This is a genomic window from Cupriavidus sp. GW823-FHT07A04 (genome assembly GCF_058794615.1).
Window position 1 is genome coordinate 126,257 of the sequence record NZ_JBXAHA010000010.1, and the last position, 16,219, is coordinate 142,475.

Here is a 16,219-nt window from a genome sequence, read left to right on the forward strand (position 1 = left end):
CGCCGAACAGGGATCAGGCCAGCTTCTGCTTGAGGATGTCCTGCGCGGATACCGGCTGGCGGCCCCGCTTGCGCCGGTAGTTGCCGTCCGCGTCCATTTCCCAGGTGTCGCGGTTGTCCTTCAGGTAGACCTTCAGCCCCTCATCGATCACGCGATCCTTGAGGGCTTTGTCCAGCACGGGGAAGCACACCTCGATGCGCCGGAAGAAGTCGCGGTCCATCCAGTCGGCGCTCGATAGCCGCACGTCTTCGGCCTTGTCGTTGTAGAAGTAGAAGATCCGCGCATGCTCCAGGAACTGGCCAAGCACGGAGCGCACCCGGATATTCTCGGACAGGCCCGCAATGCCAGGGCGCAATGCGCAGGCCCCGCGCACGATCAGCTCGATCCGCGCGCCATCGCAGGATGCCTGGTACAGGGCCTGGATAAGCTTGGGCTCCAGCAAGGCGTTCATCTTGGCGATGATCAATCCCTTGCGGCCAGCCTTAGCGTGCTTGCCTTCGCGGCGGATGGCATCGAGCAGCGCCGCGTGCATGGTGAACGGCGATTGCCAGAAGTGCGCCAGCGTGCCGGGGTGGCCGAGTCCGGTCAGCTGTGAGAACACGTTGGCCACATCGTCGACGAGCGCTTCCTTGCAGGTAAACAGGCCGAAGTCCGTGAAGCTCCTGGCCGTCTGCGAGTGATAGTTGCCGGTGCCGATATGGGCGTAGCGCCTGAGCTTTTTCCCTTCGCGCCGCACCACCAAGGCCATCTTGGCGTGGGCCTTGTAGCCAACCACGCCGTATACCACGTGCGCGCCCGCTTCTTCAAGCTGGGCTGCCCAGTTGATATTGGCCTGCTCATCGAAGCGGGCGAGCAACTCCACCACCACGCTGACTTCCTTGCCTCTGCGCGCGGCGCCGATCAGCGCCTCCAGCAGGGCCGAGTCGTTGCCGGCGCGGTACACCGTCTGCTTGATGGCCATCACCTCCGGATCTTCCGCGGCCTGGCGGATGAAATCCACCACGGGCGAAAACGACTGGTACGGATGGTGCAGCAGGATATCGCCGTCGCGGATGGCGCGGAACATGTCGGGCTGGTCCTGCAGCGCCTTGGGCAGGCCGGGGCGGCACGGCGGGTACTTCAGGTCATCGCGGTCCACGCTGTCAGGAACTGGCAGCAAGCGCACCAGGTTGACCGGGCCATTCACCGAAAACACCTCGGCATCTTCCAGGCCGAACTGGTTTTGCAGGAAGCGGGTCATCTCCTCGGAGCAGTTGTCCGCGACCTCGAGTCGCACCGCATCGCCAAAATGCCGCTGCGGCAGCTCGCCCTGCAGCGCATCGCGCAGGTTCTTGATTTCTTCCTCGTCGACGAACAGTTCGCTGTTGCGGGTGACGCGGAACTGATAGCAGCCGCGCACGCGCATGCCGGGAAACAGCTCGCAGACGTGGGCATGCAGGATAGACGACAGGAACACGAAGCCGTGTTCGCAGCCGGAAATCTCCTTGGGCAGCAGGATCACGCGGGGCAGGGCCCGGGGCGCCTGCACGATGGCTGCGTTCGCCTCCCGGCCAAAGGCATCCTTGCCTTCGAGCTCCACGGCGAAGTTCAGGCTCTTGTTGAGCACACGTGGAAACGGGTGCGCCGGGTCCAGGCCGATGGGGGTGAGCACCGGCATCAGCTCGCGGAAGAAATAGCTGCGGATCCACTCGCCTTGTTCCTGCGTCCAGTGCGGACGGCGCAGGAAGCGGATTCCCTCTCGGTCCAGTTCCGGAACCAGCACTTCGTTGAACAGGCGGTACTGTTCCGCGACCAGCTTGTGCGTGCGGGCGCTGACAAGCGCGTAGATCTGCCGCACGTCCAGTCCATCCGGGCCGGTGGTCGCCGGCGCCTGCAGCTTGATCTTCTCCTTCAGGCCGGCAACGCGGATCTCGAAGAACTCGTCCAGGTTGCTGCTGAAGATGCAGAGGAAGCGCAATCGCTCCAACAACGGAATGTCGTGGTTCTCGGCCTGGGCAAGCACGCGCCGGTGGAACTCCAGCTGGCTGGCCTCACGGTTCAGGAAGAGCTGCCGTGCGTTGGCGCCGAGGTTTGTGCTGGCACTGGCGAGGAAGTCCGACGGGGCGCCGTGAACGTCACTCGGTGCCAGGGGGAGGGAAGGGGCGATCTCAAGTGGAGCTGCCGAGCCTTCTTCCATGATTCGCTTCAATCCTTCTCTGGGAATGGATCATCGTGCACCGATGACCTGTTGGAAAGATAGTACCGCGCGCCGCGCCGCTTGAGGAGTGGGCGCGGTGCACGTTTCCCGATCTGAGGCAGGGCCGTGTGGCTGGCGGGCCACGGACAGATGCCGGGGAGGGGCGTCCGGTCGTGGCTGCCTTGCGGGAAAACCCTGCTGTGAGTGAGGCACTGCCCCCGGCCCTGCAGTCAATGGGAATTGCAGCTACCCTGTCGCGCAGTGATGGACTGACACCGAGAAAACACAATGCAAAAGACGCTGAAAATCGATTTTGTCTCCGACGTCGCGTGCCCGTGGTGCGCCGTAGGCCTGAGTTCGCTGCAGCAGGCGCTGGCGCGGCTTGGCGATGCCGTTTCGGCAGACATCACGCTTCGCCCATTTGAACTCAATCCGGACATGGGGCCAGGAGGCGAGTCGATCCAGGATTACATGGCACGCAAGTATGGCCGCACCGAGGAGGAAATCGTGCAGAGCCAGGCCATGATCCGCCAGCGTGGCGCCGACGTCGGATTTGAGTTTGGCTCTCGGACCCGCGTATACAACACGTTCGACGCGCATCGGCTATTGCATTGGGCAAACCTGGAAGGGCGCCAACTGCCGTTGAAGATGGCGCTGTTCCGTGCGTATTTCACGGAGTCCAAGGATTCCAGCAATCATGAGGTCCTCGTCGAGGCCGCGGCTGCAGCCGGCCTGGACGCCGACAAGGCACGCAAGGTGCTATCGGGCGACGCGTATGCGGCGGAAGTCCGTGAGATGGAGAAGCACTATCAGGACATGGGCATCCGTTCCGTGCCTTCGATCATCTTCAATGACCAATACCTGGTGAGCGGCGGGCAGCCGGTGGAGGCGTTCGAGAATGCCATTCGGGAGGTGCTGGCAAAAGGCTGAAGGGGCGCATGACTATCCTGGCGCCTGCGCTAAGCACCGCAGCCATGGACGCCCCGCGCACGGGGTATCGGCGCGTCGCGCGGGCTGAGGAGATCGAGGCTTGCTTCCTGCAAAGCGTTGCCTTTCTGCATACGTACTATCACCTAATGCTGCGTTGCGTCATTTCCTTTGCTATGATTAGGGAAAACCCGATAAGGGTTATCCCTGAAAGGAAGAAAGCCATGGACACGCAAAGCGACATCAAGATGACCGACCAAATGGAACGCGATCTGATCGAGCGCGAACTTGGTCCCCGCAGCCCCAGTCTGGTGGCAGACGCGAAGCGCGCCATCTTCGCCGTCCAGCATATGCTGAGCCGCCTGCAGAACCAGGCGCGCAAGGCAAAGATCGTCTACGCGAACGGCTGATCGTTCAGGTAGCGGCATCGCATCGCGGGAGGTGTCTCCCGCACAGCAAGACCGGCCTATACGCCGCTCCGCCGGAGCGCAGCGTGGGCCGGTTTTTTTATGGGTGTCTCGCGGGCCGGAACCGCGGCATATTCGCCGCGGGACGTTGCGACCGCGCATTGCATTTGCGGCGCATCCGATAGCTCCGGTGCTCATCCCCCCGTTGGGCGATTGACGTCTTCCTGCGAGACGATTCCCCTTCCCTCCATTACCCAGCGCGTCGGCGGTTTCCCAAACTGCACCCCAAACCACCGCGTGAACGCGCTCACCTCTGAGAATCCAAGCAGATCCGCCGTACGCGATATGGACTGCTGCTGGCTCCGCAGATAGCGCTCGGCCAGTTCGCGCCGCACCTGATTGACCAGGCCCGAGAATGTTTCCCCACGCTGCTCCAATTGGCGCTGCAGAGTCCTCGGGCTGACACCTAGGTTCTGCGCAACCTGTTCCACCGCACTGCGGCCGCGCGGCAGTAGCAGGTGAATTGCCCGTCGTACGTCAGCCGCTAGGGAGTGCTCCTTCGAGGGCGATTGAAGGTCAAGTAATTCCCTGGCGTATCTGGCCAGGCTGGCATCCGCCAGGGGGTTCACGCGATCCAGATCCTGGCTCGACAGGACCAGGCCATCGAATTCGCAGCCAAATTCGACCTGCTGGCCGAACAGGCGACGATGCACCCGCAGGTCTGCAGGGGCCGCATGCGAAAAGTGCACGCAGCGGGGTTTCCATTGGGCGCCAAGTATGGCGCGGATCAGGCAAAGCACCGCGCCTACGGTCAGCTCCATGGCCTGCCGGCCGGGTTGCTGCCTGCCGGTCAGCAACGTCACTCGCAAGACCGCGATATTCGCATGCTCGGTGAACTGCGTCGCGACAGAGTCGCTGAGCAGGTGGCGATAACGCTCGACCTCTGCCAGTGCATCCCGCAGTGTGGGCTGATGCTGCAGCGTCAGGCTGACCGGGCCGAAGTCGGAGAGCCGCCACGATTCGCCCATGAGCAGCCCGAGCGAATGGCAGGCAGTGATCCGCGCGGATGTCTCCAGAACCTCCGCAAGCCGGAATTCGGGGATGCGCAGGTCGGGCGTGTGCAGGCATTCCCGGTCCAGGCCGACATGGGAAACCATCTGCACCGGGTCGATACCCGCGGCGCGAGCGATCCCGGAGTACTTCGTGAGGGAGGCGCTGCGAACCAGGACGGTCATAGGGGGCTCTTTCTGAAGAGGGATAGTCAGGTTGATCGAAGGCCTGCGCAATCTACTGATGAAGCCACCGTCGCCTTGCTGCCAGTGTTGGACATGCATTGCATACGCCGCTGGCGCCGCGTCTGCTTGCAGTGAATCAAGCCGGGAATCGACTGTCATGGATGGTCAACTTCTGGCGTGGCTTGTCAAAGGTCCTGCGCATGCGAGAGCCGACAATCAACCCAGGCTACCGAATGATAGTGGCGGCAGCAATAGACGACAACAGGAGACGGAATTGGCAAAAGCCGCTCGCATGTACGAGGTGGGGGGGCAGAGGTCCTCCGATACCCCAATGGCACTGACCCTGTGCCGCAGCCCAACGGCATCGGGATCCATCAGCGCCATGCGCTGCAGGATGCGGTCCAGGCGCATCGGGACCTGGAGCCGCGCAAGACCACCGGCTCGTCAATCTTTGTAGTGTAAAGGGAGCTTTCCATGCACGTAGAACCTATTACCTGCACCATTGGTGCCGAAATCGGCGGCGTCAACCTGGCCGATGCAGCGCGCGATAGCGCGTTGCTTGCCGAGATCAAGGCGCTGCTGCTCAAGCACAAGGTGCTGTTTCTGCGGGACCAGGATATCAGCCGGGCCGATCACGTGGCCTTCGCACGCCGTTTTGGCGAACTGGAGGACCACCCCGTCGCTGGCAGCGACCCGGATCATCCCGGCCTGGTACAGATCTATCGCAGCGACAAGCGCGAGAACTACGAGAACAGCTACCACACCGACGGCAGCTGGCGCGAAACCCCGCCGATGGGCTGTGTCCTGCGTTGCATCGAATGCCCGCCGGTCGGCGGCGACACCATCTGGGTGAACATGGCCGCGGCCTACGAGAACCTGCCCGAGGAAATCAAGGAGCGCATTGCCGGCCTGCGCGCCAAGCATGGCATCGAACATTCATTCGGGGCGGCGATGAGCCCGGAAAATCGCGCCAAGCTTGCCGGGCAGTACCCCATGGTCGAACATCCCGTGGTGCGCACGCATCCGGAGACCGGCGAGAAGGTGCTCTACGTCTGCGGCTTCTCCACGCATTTCGCAAACTTCCATACGCCAGAGAACGTGCGCTACGGACAGGACAAGACCCCGGGCGCGAGCCATCTGCTGAACTACTTGATCAGCCAGGCGGCGATCCCCGAATACCAGGTGCGATTCCGCTGGCAGCCTAATAGCGTGGCCATTTGGGACAACCGCTGCACCCAGCACTACGCGGTACAGGACTACTGGCCGGCCCCACGCAAGATGGAGCGTGCAGCCATCATCGGAGACAAGCCGTTCTGAGGCGCGCCAGCCGCCGCCAAGCCTTGCCCCACCTTTATCAATGGAGACATGCCGTGAACTACCTCGATGGATCCCTGTTCCCCGAAAACCAGCAGCCGTTGATCATCACTGCGGCGCCCTACGCACCGGGGTGGCTGCCGTCCGATTTCCCGGAAGACATCCCCGTGACGATGGAAGACCAGATCCAGAAGGCCGTGGATTGCTACAACGCCGGCGCGACTGTGCTGCACCTGCATGTGCGCGAGCTTGACGGCAAAGGCTCGAAACGTCTGTCCAAGTTCAACGAGCTGATCGCCGGGGTGCGCAACGCTGTGCCGGAGATGATCATCCAGGTGGGCGGGTCGATCAGCTTCGCACCCGAAAACGAGGGGGCCGCCGCCAAGTGGCTGTCCGACGACACCCGCCACATGCTGGCCGAACTTGATCCCGTTCCGGACCAGGTGACCGTCACGGTGAACACGTCTCAGATGAACGTGACGGAGCATGCGGAACTTGCGGATTTCAAGGGTACCTCGCGTGAGAACCCTGCGATCTTCGACGCGTACAAGGAAATGACGGTTCCCGCCCAGCCCGGCTGGGTCGAAGAGCACATCCGCCGCCTTACCGCAGCCGGCATCCAGAGTGCCTTCCAGTGTTACAACATCAATAGCTTCGAGTCCGTGGAGCGGTTGATTCGACGTGGCGTCTACAAGGGCCCGCTGGTCATGAACTGGGTGGCAATCAGCGGCGGTATGGATGCACCCAGCATCTTTAATTTCGCCAATATTGTTCGTGCCGTCCCGGATGGTGCGGTGCTTACCGTTGAAAGCTCTGTGCGCAACGTGCTTCCTGTCAACATGATGGGCGTTGCCTTGGGCTTGCATGTGCGCTGCGGGACCGAGGACTGCCTCTGGAACCAGTCGCGCACGGCCAAGATGAGCACGGTGAAGCAGATTGAGCAGCTGGTGCGCATCGCTGGCGAATTCGGCCGCAAAGTGGCAACGGCCCAGGAAGCGCGCGAAATCCAGAAGATCGGCGTGTTCTATGACACGGTCGAGGAGACGCTGGCTGCCAATGGTTTCGCGCCGAACCGCAATGGCGGCAATCAAGGCTTCCTGCGCAAGGCCGCCTGACTCAGGCCGGTTGGAACTGACCGGCAGGTGAGGGAGTCCGCGCGCTTGCGCGGCGCGGTGCCAAGGGGCACGCCTGCATATCAAGACAGACAATCTCATTGCGGTTATTTTGTTTATGTCGACAATAAAAAACATGACTGCTATGATCGTGCCGAAGATAGCCTGGGCAGGTAGAGATGGCTCGTCGCGCAGCTGGCCTCGGTGAGGCCGACAGCACTTGGCAGGCTGGATAGCAGTCAAAAAAATGGGGGAGACGATGTCATTACTAAAAAAGCTGCTCGCAGCTGCGTTGTGCGCCGAGACAATCATTGCCTTATGCGCGCCAGGCCTGGTCCAGGCACAGGAAGCCTGGCCGGCGCGCCCGATTCAAATGATCGTGCCGTCGTCTGCCGGATCGGGAACCGATGCGCTGGCGCGGGTCATGGCGCAGCGCCTTTCCGAATCGCTGAAGCAGGCCGTGGTCGTGGAGAACCGGCCGGGTGGCAGCGGGGTGATCGGGACCAACGCCGTCCTCAAGGCGGCGCCGGATGGCTACACGATTCTCTACACAACGGCGTCCAACATGGTGGTTGCGCCGGCAGTCATCAAGTCCATTTCCCAGGAGGCACGAAAGAGCCTCATGCCGATCGCACAGACAGCGGTGGGTGGGGTGTTGCTGCTGGTGAGCCCGGATCTGCCGGTCTACGACTTGCCTGGGCTTATCGAGTTCGTGAAGGCGAATCCGGATAAGTACAGCTATGGCAGCTGGGGCACCGGCTCGTCCGCGCACTTGACGATGGAGTGGTTGAAGAAGCAGACCGGCATGAAGACCGAACACGTTGCATATCGGACCTCCAGTCAACTGCTTACCGAGCTCTCCTCGGGTGTGCTAAAGATCGGCTGGACCGATCCCAGCGTGGCGGTTCCGTTCCTGCGTTCGGGGAAGGTGCGCGGCATTGCCATTGTGGGCAACGTGCGGTCTCCCCAGCTTGCCAACGTCAAGACGATGGGTGAACAGGGCTACAAGTTTGGCACGGTGGGATGGTTCGGCATGTTCGCGCCGGCGGGAACTAGTCCGGTGATCGTGAAGCGGCTGGCGGATGAGGTCAACAAGGTACAGGCGTTGCCGGAGATCGCGGCCCTGATGAAGAGGCAGAACTTCGAGCCGCCGCCGGTAAAGTCCTCCGCGCAGTTGGGCGAAATTATCCGGGACGATCTGCAAGTCTGGACGAAAATCGCCAACGACGCAGGGATCAAGCTTGAAGAATAGGATACGGCTCCCGCCCGGGGGGCTAAGGAATGATTGCGTGAATTGCTCTGAACGCTCGGGTGCGGTCCCTGCCTCTACATCGTCGCAAACTCTGCGCGTTGACTTCTACCTTGACCTGATATGCCCCTGGTGCTGGATCGGGTTGCGTAATCTGCGTTCAGCATGGGCAAGCTTTCGACAGCAGCATCCCGGATTGGCGCTGGAGACGATATGGCATGCCAATGCTCTGCTGCCGCAGATTCCTGCGCAAGGCATTCCGTACCAGGCATTCTATGAGGCACGGCTCGGCGGCCAACGGGCTGTGGCGATGCGCCGCGCACAGATCTGCGCTGTGGCTGAATCGGTCGACTTATCATTGAACTTCGAGAGCATTGAGACCTTTCCGAATTCGGCGCTGGCATGTGCCTTGGTCAATGCGGCCCAGTCCAATTTGGTGCCGCAGGCCATGTACCAGTTGGTAGAGTCCATCTATCGCGCATTCTTCTCTCAAGGGCAAGACATCGGTTCAACGCAGACCCTGCAGACCCTGGCTCAAGCGTCTGGGTTCAACTGGGATGCCAGGGCATCCTCCGCGCCCCAGTCCTCAATGGGGGCCGAGCATACAGGAGGGGTTCCTCATCTCGTCTTCAATGCACAGTGGCCGGTTACTGGCGCGGTTCCAGCAAGCGAGTTGGTTCGCATCATGAAGCAAGCGGTGGTGGCCAAGCGTTTGAACAGCGAGTGCGAATCCAATGCCTGATCCCGAATGGATTCTGGTCGGGCCTGCGGAGTCACTGGCTCCAGGCGCACGCAAATTGGTCTTCTTGCAAGACGGTCAATCGGCAATCGTGTTCAACCTTGGCGGCCAGTTCTTTGCCATGGAAAACAGTTGCCCGCATGCGGGAGCTTCCATGGCGGGAGGCTCGTGTGTTGAGCAAGTCATCAGTTGCCCTTCACACGGCTTGCGATTTGACATTCGCAACGGCCAGTGCATTTCGTCTTCGAGCTTGCGTATCCGCACCTATGAGGTCGTTGCGGCGGACAAGCAACTCTGGCTACGTACGCCAGAACTCAATCAATGAGATTTCCCTAAAGCAGGCGGACATTAACCTGCGTCAAGAGAAGGAATGAAGATGACCAATGGGTTCGATACGGAGTTCTTCGCCGAGCGCTTCGGCCTGCGCGGCCTGACGGCAATCGTCACCGGCGCTGGCTCGGGACTTGGGCGGCAAGCGGCAAGGACGCTGGCAGCTACCGGCGCGCATATCGCCCTGCTGGGCAGGCGCCCGGAGCCTCTGCAGGAAACTGCGAATCTGATCGCACAAGCCGGCGGTACAGCGCGGGCTTTTCCCGTCGATGTCGCCGATCAGGAAGGCGTGCGCCTTGCCTTGGATGACATCCTGCAATGCATGCCGCCGCTATGGGCACTTGTGAACAATGCGGGCGTCGGCGGGCGCGCGGCGCTGCTCGATGTGGACGAGACGATGTTCGACCGGGTATTCGACGTGAACACGAAGGCCGCGTTGCTGATGTCCACCGCCTTCGCACGCCGGCTCATCGACCGGCAACTGCCAGGCCGCATCATCAATATATGCTCTCTCGCCGCGCTGACGCACCCGCGGCACCTCGGCATCTACGGCGCCAGCAAGGTATTGTCATAAAAAGGCAAGTTCAAGGCGTGCAAGGTAAAGCGGGAAGTGGCGCCAGGCCAGATGATTCACTCGTCGCGAAGGACACTCTGACATCACCGGTTAAAGGAGATGCTCGCTTGCGCACCGCCGTGGCGAAGATGGCGCTGTAAATAGGGTTCTAAAGCTCTCTCATCTAGTTCGACATACTCAATATTCACATTTCAACTTGGATATCCATCATCATGAACTTCCTTGACGGCCACCTGTATCCCGAGAACCAGCAGCCCCTGATCATCACGGCCGCTCCCTATGCGCCGGGCTGGATTCCCTCCGACTTCCCGGAAGATATCCCTGTCACGATGGAGGAGCAGATCCAGAAGGCGGTGGATTGCTACGAAGCTGGTGCCACCGTGCTGCACCTGCATGTGCGCGAACCCGATGGCAGGGGCAGCAAGCGCCTTTCCATGTTCAATGAGCTGATCGCCGGGGTGCGCAAGGCCGTGCCCGAGATGGTCATCCAGGTGGGTGGCTCGATCAGCTTTGCGCCCGAGGACGATGGCTCGGCGGCCAAATGGCTCTCCGACGACACGCGGCATATGCTGGCCGAACTCGATCCGAAGCCCGACCAGGTGACGGTGACTGTCAACACCACGCAGATGAATGTGACAGAGCATGCTGGCCTGGATGACTTCAAAGGGGTTTCGCGGGGATTCCCGCACCTCTATTCAACCTACAAGGACATGATCGTGCCCTCGAACCCCAGCTGGGTCGAGGAGCACATCCGACGCCTGACAGCCGCTGGAATCCAAAGTGAGTTTCAGTGCTACAACATCAACAGCTTTGAAACGATTGAGCGCATGATTCGCCGCGGCGTCTACAAGGGGCCACTGGTGATGAACTGGGTGGCTATCAGCGGCGGCATGGATCAAGCAAACATCTACAACCTGGCCAACTTCCTGCGTGCAGCGCCCGACGGCGCGGTGATCACGGTGGAGAGTTCGGTGCTCAATGTGCTGCCCGTGAATATGATCGGCATTGCCTTGGGCCTGCATGTGCGGTGCGGCATCGAGGATGTACTCTGGAACCAGACCCGCACGGGAAAGGCCACCTCTGTCGAGCAGATCAAGCAACTGGTGCGTATCGCCGGCGAATTTGGTCGCCCCATCGCGACGGCGAAACAGGCACGAGAGATCATGCAGATCGGGGTCTTCTACGACACGGCGGAAGAGACGCTCCAGGCCAATGGCTTCGCTCCCAATCGCAACGGTGGCAACCAGGGATTCCTGCGCAAGCCGGCCTAAGGCCTCCGGGGGAGTTGACATCATATGCTGTATGAGTCGTCCAGCGTTTCCTGGGGGGCGGACTAAGGCTGAAGGTGCAGTTTCCCCCATCGATCGGACGGCTTTGATATTCATCTAGCCTATTTGATACAGAACAGGAGACAACATGGCGAAAGTCGTTAAATTCTACGAAACGGGCGGCCCCGAGGTCCTTCGTTTTGAAGACGCTGAGGTTGGCGAACCTGGACCGGGAGAGGTCCGCGTTCGCCACGTGGCCGTGGGCCTGAATTTTGCCGACACCTACTTCCGCGGTGGCACCTACCAGGTTCCGCTGCCCAGCGGCCTCGGCAACGAGGCGGCCGGCGTGGTCGAGGCAGTCGGTGCCGGTGTGACCCAGCTGGCGGTCGGCGACCGTGTGACCTACACGGGCTTTGTCAACACGCTGGGCGCCTACAGCACTGAGCGATTGATTTCTGCCGCACTCCTGATCAAGCTGCCGGATGCCATCAGTTGCGAAGCCGCGGCGGCCATGACCATGCGGGGCTTGTCCGCCTCCTACCTGGTGCGCAGGATCTACCCCTTCGTGGCGGGCGAGGCCGTGCTGCTGCATGCCGCGGCAGGTGGCGTTGGCCTGATCGTTTCGCAATGGGCCAAATTGCTCGGGCTGACGGTGATCGGCACGGTGTCGACCGATGCCAAGGCTGAGGTCGCGCGCGCTCACGGCTGTGATCACACGATCAACTACAGCCATGAGGATGTCGCCAAGCGCGTGCGGGAACTGACGGGCGGAGTGGGGGTGTCCGTGGTCTTCGACAGCGTCGGCAAGGCCACCTTCATGTCCTCGCTGGATTCACTCAAGCGCCGCGGCCTGATGGTCTGCGTTGGTACCGCCTCCGGCACAATTCCGCCATTCGATCCGCAAATCCTGGCCCGCAAGGGCTCGCTCTACCTGACCCGCCCGGGCCTGGCCGACTACATCGCCGATCCGGCCGAAAAGGCGGAGCTGGTCGACGAGCTATTTGGCCACGTGGCAGCAGGGCGCATCCGCATCGAGATCAATCAGCGCTATGCCTTGGAGGACGCCGTGCAGGCACATCGGGACCTGGAGGCTCGAAAGACCACGGGTTCGTCCATTTTCGTGATTTGAGGCTTTCCCCTCCTGGGGAGCTCGAGCCGTCAGGCTGCCTTGGCCTGCAGAACGTGATCTAGTGATCTAGTGATCAAGTGAGCTGGCAGTTGGGTCAGGGTGTTCAGGACCCGCTGCCGGTAGCGCTCCTCGTTGTACGCGATGTCGGGATCCGCATATTCCACGCCGTAGCGCAGTGCGTCGCACAAGAGAGCCGCCATCTCGCGAACGGTGGCGGCAGCGGTGTTGGTGATTGCCTCGGCGTCGCCCACGATGTGAATCCCGCCACCACCCAGAATGCAGGCACGGTTTCCGCTCATCCGCCTGCGACCTCCCCCCTTCCGATCCGAATGACTCCGCCTGGCTTGAGCCTGCCGGTTTGGGCACGCATGCTTATGCCCGGGCACATGACGCCATGCAGCCATGCATGGTCTGCATTGCTGCATGGCCACGAGGACCATGCGTTTGGCGATGCGGGCTACATGGAAGTGGGGAAACGCGACACAAACCGGTCGGCTTTGTGGCCCTGGACGATGACGGTATTGTTCACGTCTGCGATGGTCTTCGCGCCAAGCATGGCCATGTTTCGATCGACCTCATCGCGCAACAGCGTGATAGCGTGGCGTACGCCCTCGGCTCCCCCAACGGCTGCAGCGTAAATAAAAGGTCGCCCCAGGAAGACAAAGCGGGCTCCTAGCGCCAACGCTTTCAGAACATCACCACCGCGCCGGATACCGCTGTCCATCATGACGGTTGTCTTGTGCGCGACTGCCTCACAAATCTCCGGCAATACAGCAAACGGTTCCACGGCACCGTCCAGTTGGCGCCCACCGTGATTCGAGACAATGATGCCGTCTGCGCCCAAGGCGACAGCGCGTTCGGCGTCGGACGTATGCAAAATGCCCTTTATGATCAGGTTGCCGCGCCATCTTTGCCGGATTCGCTCGATATCCGTCCAACTCAGGTGATCGCGCCCCGTCGTATCGCGAATGGCGGAGGCCGACAAGATCGGTGCGCCGCGAGACGCAAAGGAATTCTCAAAATGAGGCATCCCGCTCGAAATGAGCGTTCTGGCGAACGTCCCGGCCAGCCAATGCGGCCGAGATATCCCATCGAACGCCAAGCGCAGAGATGGTCGCAAAGGCAAGGAGAAGCCAGTACGGACGTTATTCTCCCGGTTGGCCCAAACGGGAATATCAACCGTGAGGACAAGCGTAGCGAACCCGGCCGCTTCAATCCGCTCAATCAGGGCGTCCCTGCGTGCGGCGTCACCCGGCAGGTATGCCTGAAACCAGGTGCCTGGCGCGGCTGCGTGAACGTCTTCCATCGGAATCAGGGACGTGCCGCTCATGATTGCCGGTATCCGCTCTTCCCACGCTGTTTGCGCGAGAACCACATCGCCGCGGTAAGCGGCAATCGCACTGATACCAACGGGCGCCACGCCAAAGGGAGACGCGTAACTTTGCCCAAAGATCTCAGTCGCCTGCGATCTTGCCGACACGTCGACAAGGACTTTGGGACGAAACTTGACCTCGTCGAATGCCGTCCTGTTCGCGGCAAGCGACTTTCCATCCTCCGCGGCGCCGGCAATATAGCCAAAGATCGGGCGCGGAAGCTCCCTCTTTGCCGCGACTTCAAAATCGGCCAGCGAGAGAATCGGTCGCAGTCGTCGATGAATTTGACTATTGGCTCCATATGCCGGCTTGGCGGGCATTCCAGCGCTCGCAACGGCCTGGCTATCTGCAAATTCTGTTTGATGTGTCATGTTGATTTGAAGCGTCTATCAGGCCCAACCGCTGTCACTATCAGCCACGCCGGATCACATTGATGATTAGGCGAACGTGCCTCGCTGGCGCATCAGCTCACGGAACAGCGCCGAATTCTTCTCGAACGGCGCACGGCCGTGGAGGTAGAAGTAGTTGTTCAGGACAACCAGGTCGCCGACGGGCAGTGAAACTTCCTTTGTTCCCGGCGAAGCTTCCATGGACGTCGACAGGTCGTTGAGAAATGCGGCCTCCTCGCGATTGCGAGGCTGTACAAACTGATCGATGAAGGACATCGACAGCCCAAACGCGTTCTGGAAGAAGAGCGGCCGTTCGACCCTATCGCTGACATTCTTGGACCCCGGCGCCTTGTAGAGGAAAGGCTGCGTCCCGAGGCGGTGACTGACAAACCGGTCACGCTCTTGCCAATCGTCCAGATGCAAGAATCGGGACTCGCCGCCACTTGCATTCTGTTCTGCGAATTTCATCATCAACAGCCAGTCCGTCGCTTCGGTAACGAAGGTGCCATCGGTGTGCATCGTGAAGAGTCGATAGGCCTGGCGCAGATAGGAGTCGCTATCGTCCGTGTGCCTGACCACGAAGCGAGCATAGTAGGTGCCCGACATCGCATCGTGGTTGCCGGGGCCCAAGAGGTGCCCAATGGCAGTACCGAAGCGAACGAAATCGTCGGCGTCCGTCGTCAGTCCCTGGAGGCCTACCGTAAAGCCACCGTGCTGCCGGTCCTTCACAATGCTGTTGATGGTTGTCGCGAAGTCTTCGCCGACATGCTTCGCGAGTACATCCGCCAGCCCGTAGCGCATGAAGGGAACATACTCGAGGTTCTGGACATCGACCTTGCGTACGTCATGCAGGAACCCAAGAAGGGCATTGCGCTCAACGGTCACATGCAGGAGGCGATGGTGAGCTGGGTGGGCAGAAAACTGGAAGCGGGACTCGTCATTGCTGGCAAGCACGGCAGCAGGAAGCGGGGCATTCATCGATGGTTCTCCGGGGTGTTGTATGGCGCTATTTCATCTGGATTCTTTGATATGATCCAGATAGGAGACAGTAATCTTTGTTCCGAAATTGAGATTAAAACGATGATTGACGTTCGCCAGTTGCAGAGCTTCCTTGCCGTGGCAGAAGAGCTTCACTTTGCGAAGGCGGCAGATCGCCTGGGTGTCGCACAATCAGGGCTTAGCACCCAGATCCAACGCCTTGAACAGGATTTGGGGGTCACGCTCTTGAACCGCAACAAAAGGAAGCCAGTGTCACTTACCGACGCGGGGCGCCTGTTCCATGCCGAGGCGGTCGCTGCGCTGCGGCACATTGAGCGAGCCGACCAGGTGGGACGCCTGGCTGCCCGAGGGCTGGCTGGCGTCATCCGGCTCGGCTATGTGGCATCTGGCGTAAGCAGCGGCCTTTTGTCCACGATGCTGAGCGAGTTCCGGAAATCACACGAGATGGTCCGGATTGAAGTCGTGCCAATGGAAACGCCAAGGCAGCTCGAAGCGCTCAGCGATGGCCAGATTGATGTGGGAATTGTCAGGCCCAGACGACTCTATCCGGCTGGCGTGATCACGAAAGTCGTGCAGACTGAACGTCTACTGGCTGCAATGACAGGAAGCCATCCACTTGCAAGGCGAGGGACCGTTTCAGCGCGCGCACTAGCAGATCAATCCTTCATCGTCCCGCAGTTTGCAGACGAGGAAGGATTCGGGGATGCGCTATCCGCCCTGGGCAAAGCCGGAGGGTTCACGCCTCATCTGGAATATCGCGTCCAGGATTTCATCTCCGCAATCTGCCTCGCGTCCGCGGGATACGGAGTGGCCATCGTGCCTGAGTCAATGCAGAATTTCTCCCAGCCAGGCATCTTCTACGCACAGATCGCCGACTTCAAGTTCTCAGTGCACCTGGCGCTAGCGTATAGGCGTCGGGAAATATCCCCCGCGGTACGAGCCTTTGTGCAACTTGGAACTGAGGCTCTCAATGGCCGTGCATCGTAGACTCGGCAGCG

Annotated in this window: 15 protein-coding genes and 2 pseudogenes; 12 read left to right on the forward strand and 5 right to left on the reverse strand. The window is 60.8% G+C overall.

Features of this window, described 5'->3' with window-relative positions; genetic code table 11:
• Positions 1 to 13 precede the first annotated feature (13 nt).
• Entirely contained in the window at positions 14 to 2,176 is a 2,163-nt protein-coding gene (gene ppk1, locus AC1Q7Q_RS18735; RefSeq protein ID WP_492373152.1) for a polyphosphate kinase 1, read from the reverse strand.
• 288 nt (positions 2,177 to 2,464) lie between these two features.
• Between ppk1 and AC1Q7Q_RS18740 the strand changes: the two genes are divergently transcribed.
• Positions 2,465 to 3,106, forward strand: a complete 642-nt coding sequence (locus AC1Q7Q_RS18740) for a DsbA family oxidoreductase (protein WP_492373151.1) — start codon at positions 2,465 to 2,467, stop codon at positions 3,104 to 3,106.
• Positions 3,107 to 3,327: 221 nt separating this feature from the next.
• Complete coding sequence (locus AC1Q7Q_RS18745; protein WP_492373182.1) at positions 3,328 to 3,513, forward strand: hypothetical protein; 186 nt, start codon at positions 3,328 to 3,330, stop codon at positions 3,511 to 3,513.
• 191 nt (positions 3,514 to 3,704) lie between these two features.
• On the opposite strand, the gene AC1Q7Q_RS18750 is transcribed toward AC1Q7Q_RS18745, so the two are convergent.
• On the reverse strand, positions 3,705 to 4,745 hold the full coding sequence (locus tag AC1Q7Q_RS18750) for an AraC family transcriptional regulator (protein ID WP_492373181.1): 1,041 nt from the start codon (positions 4,743 to 4,745) through the stop codon (positions 3,705 to 3,707).
• Positions 4,746 to 5,108: 363 nt separating this feature from the next.
• Here AC1Q7Q_RS18750 and AC1Q7Q_RS18755 point away from each other — a divergent pair.
• The 9 genes and pseudogenes from AC1Q7Q_RS18755 to AC1Q7Q_RS18795 all read left to right on the forward strand — a co-directional run.
• Positions 5,109 to 5,207: pseudogene (locus AC1Q7Q_RS18755) on the forward strand (quinone oxidoreductase); the annotation flags it as partial.
• A gap of 12 nt (positions 5,208 to 5,219) precedes the next feature.
• On the forward strand, positions 5,220 to 6,062 hold the full coding sequence (locus AC1Q7Q_RS18760; RefSeq protein ID WP_492373150.1) for a TauD/TfdA dioxygenase family protein: 843 nt from the start codon (positions 5,220 to 5,222) through the stop codon (positions 6,060 to 6,062).
• Between the two features lie 53 nt (positions 6,063 to 6,115).
• The gene (locus AC1Q7Q_RS18765; protein WP_492373149.1) at positions 6,116 to 7,174 is read left to right on the forward strand and encodes a beta-keto acid cleavage family enzyme; all 1,059 of its coding nucleotides are present in this window, start codon (positions 6,116 to 6,118) and stop codon (positions 7,172 to 7,174) included.
• Positions 7,175 to 7,430: 256 nt separating this feature from the next.
• On the forward strand, positions 7,431 to 8,423 hold the full coding sequence (locus AC1Q7Q_RS18770; RefSeq protein ID WP_492373180.1) for a Bug family tripartite tricarboxylate transporter substrate binding protein: 993 nt from the start codon (positions 7,431 to 7,433) through the stop codon (positions 8,421 to 8,423).
• Positions 8,424 to 8,460: 37 nt separating this feature from the next.
• Positions 8,461 to 9,162, forward strand: a complete 702-nt coding sequence (locus AC1Q7Q_RS18775; RefSeq protein WP_492373148.1) for a DsbA family oxidoreductase — start codon at positions 8,461 to 8,463, stop codon at positions 9,160 to 9,162.
• Positions 9,155 to 9,484 (forward strand): Rieske (2Fe-2S) protein, encoded by a 330-nt coding sequence (locus AC1Q7Q_RS18780; protein ID WP_492373147.1) that lies wholly within the window; start codon positions 9,155 to 9,157, stop codon positions 9,482 to 9,484. Before AC1Q7Q_RS18775 ends, AC1Q7Q_RS18780 begins: the two co-directional genes overlap by 8 nt.
• Before the next feature lie 45 nt (positions 9,485 to 9,529).
• On the forward strand, positions 9,530 to 10,063 hold the full coding sequence (locus tag AC1Q7Q_RS18785) for an SDR family NAD(P)-dependent oxidoreductase (RefSeq protein WP_492373146.1): 534 nt from the start codon (positions 9,530 to 9,532) through the stop codon (positions 10,061 to 10,063).
• Between the two features lie 212 nt (positions 10,064 to 10,275).
• A complete protein-coding gene (locus AC1Q7Q_RS18790) occupies positions 10,276 to 11,334 on the forward strand; it encodes a beta-keto acid cleavage family enzyme (RefSeq protein WP_492373145.1) in 1,059 nt (352 codons plus the stop codon).
• Between the two features lie 145 nt (positions 11,335 to 11,479).
• Complete coding sequence (locus AC1Q7Q_RS18795) at positions 11,480 to 12,460, forward strand: quinone oxidoreductase family protein (RefSeq protein ID WP_006156180.1); 981 nt, start codon at positions 11,480 to 11,482, stop codon at positions 12,458 to 12,460.
• Between the two features lie 29 nt (positions 12,461 to 12,489).
• Here AC1Q7Q_RS18795 and AC1Q7Q_RS18800 read toward each other — a convergent pair whose 3' ends face one another.
• The 3 genes and pseudogenes from AC1Q7Q_RS18800 to glaH all read right to left on the reverse strand — a co-directional run bounded on the left by AC1Q7Q_RS18800 (position 12,490) and on the right by glaH (position 15,200).
• The gene (locus tag AC1Q7Q_RS18800; protein ID WP_492373184.1) at positions 12,490 to 12,759 is read right to left on the reverse strand and encodes a hypothetical protein; all 270 of its coding nucleotides are present in this window, start codon (positions 12,757 to 12,759) and stop codon (positions 12,490 to 12,492) included.
• Between the two features lie 212 nt (positions 12,760 to 12,971).
• Positions 12,972 to 14,153 (reverse strand): annotated as a pseudogene (locus AC1Q7Q_RS18805) (alpha-hydroxy acid oxidase); the annotation flags it as partial.
• A 117-nt stretch (positions 14,154 to 14,270) separates the two neighbouring features.
• Positions 14,271 to 15,200: a glutarate dioxygenase GlaH gene (gene glaH, locus AC1Q7Q_RS18810; protein ID WP_492373144.1), complete on the reverse strand. Its 930-nt coding sequence runs from the start codon at positions 15,198 to 15,200 to the stop codon at positions 14,271 to 14,273.
• A gap of 51 nt (positions 15,201 to 15,251) precedes the next feature.
• Here glaH and AC1Q7Q_RS18815 point away from each other — a divergent pair, with 51 nt between their 5' ends.
• The gene (locus tag AC1Q7Q_RS18815; protein WP_492373143.1) at positions 15,252 to 16,208 is read left to right on the forward strand and encodes a LysR family transcriptional regulator; all 957 of its coding nucleotides are present in this window, start codon (positions 15,252 to 15,254) and stop codon (positions 16,206 to 16,208) included.
• Positions 16,209 to 16,219: the final 11 nt, after the last annotated feature.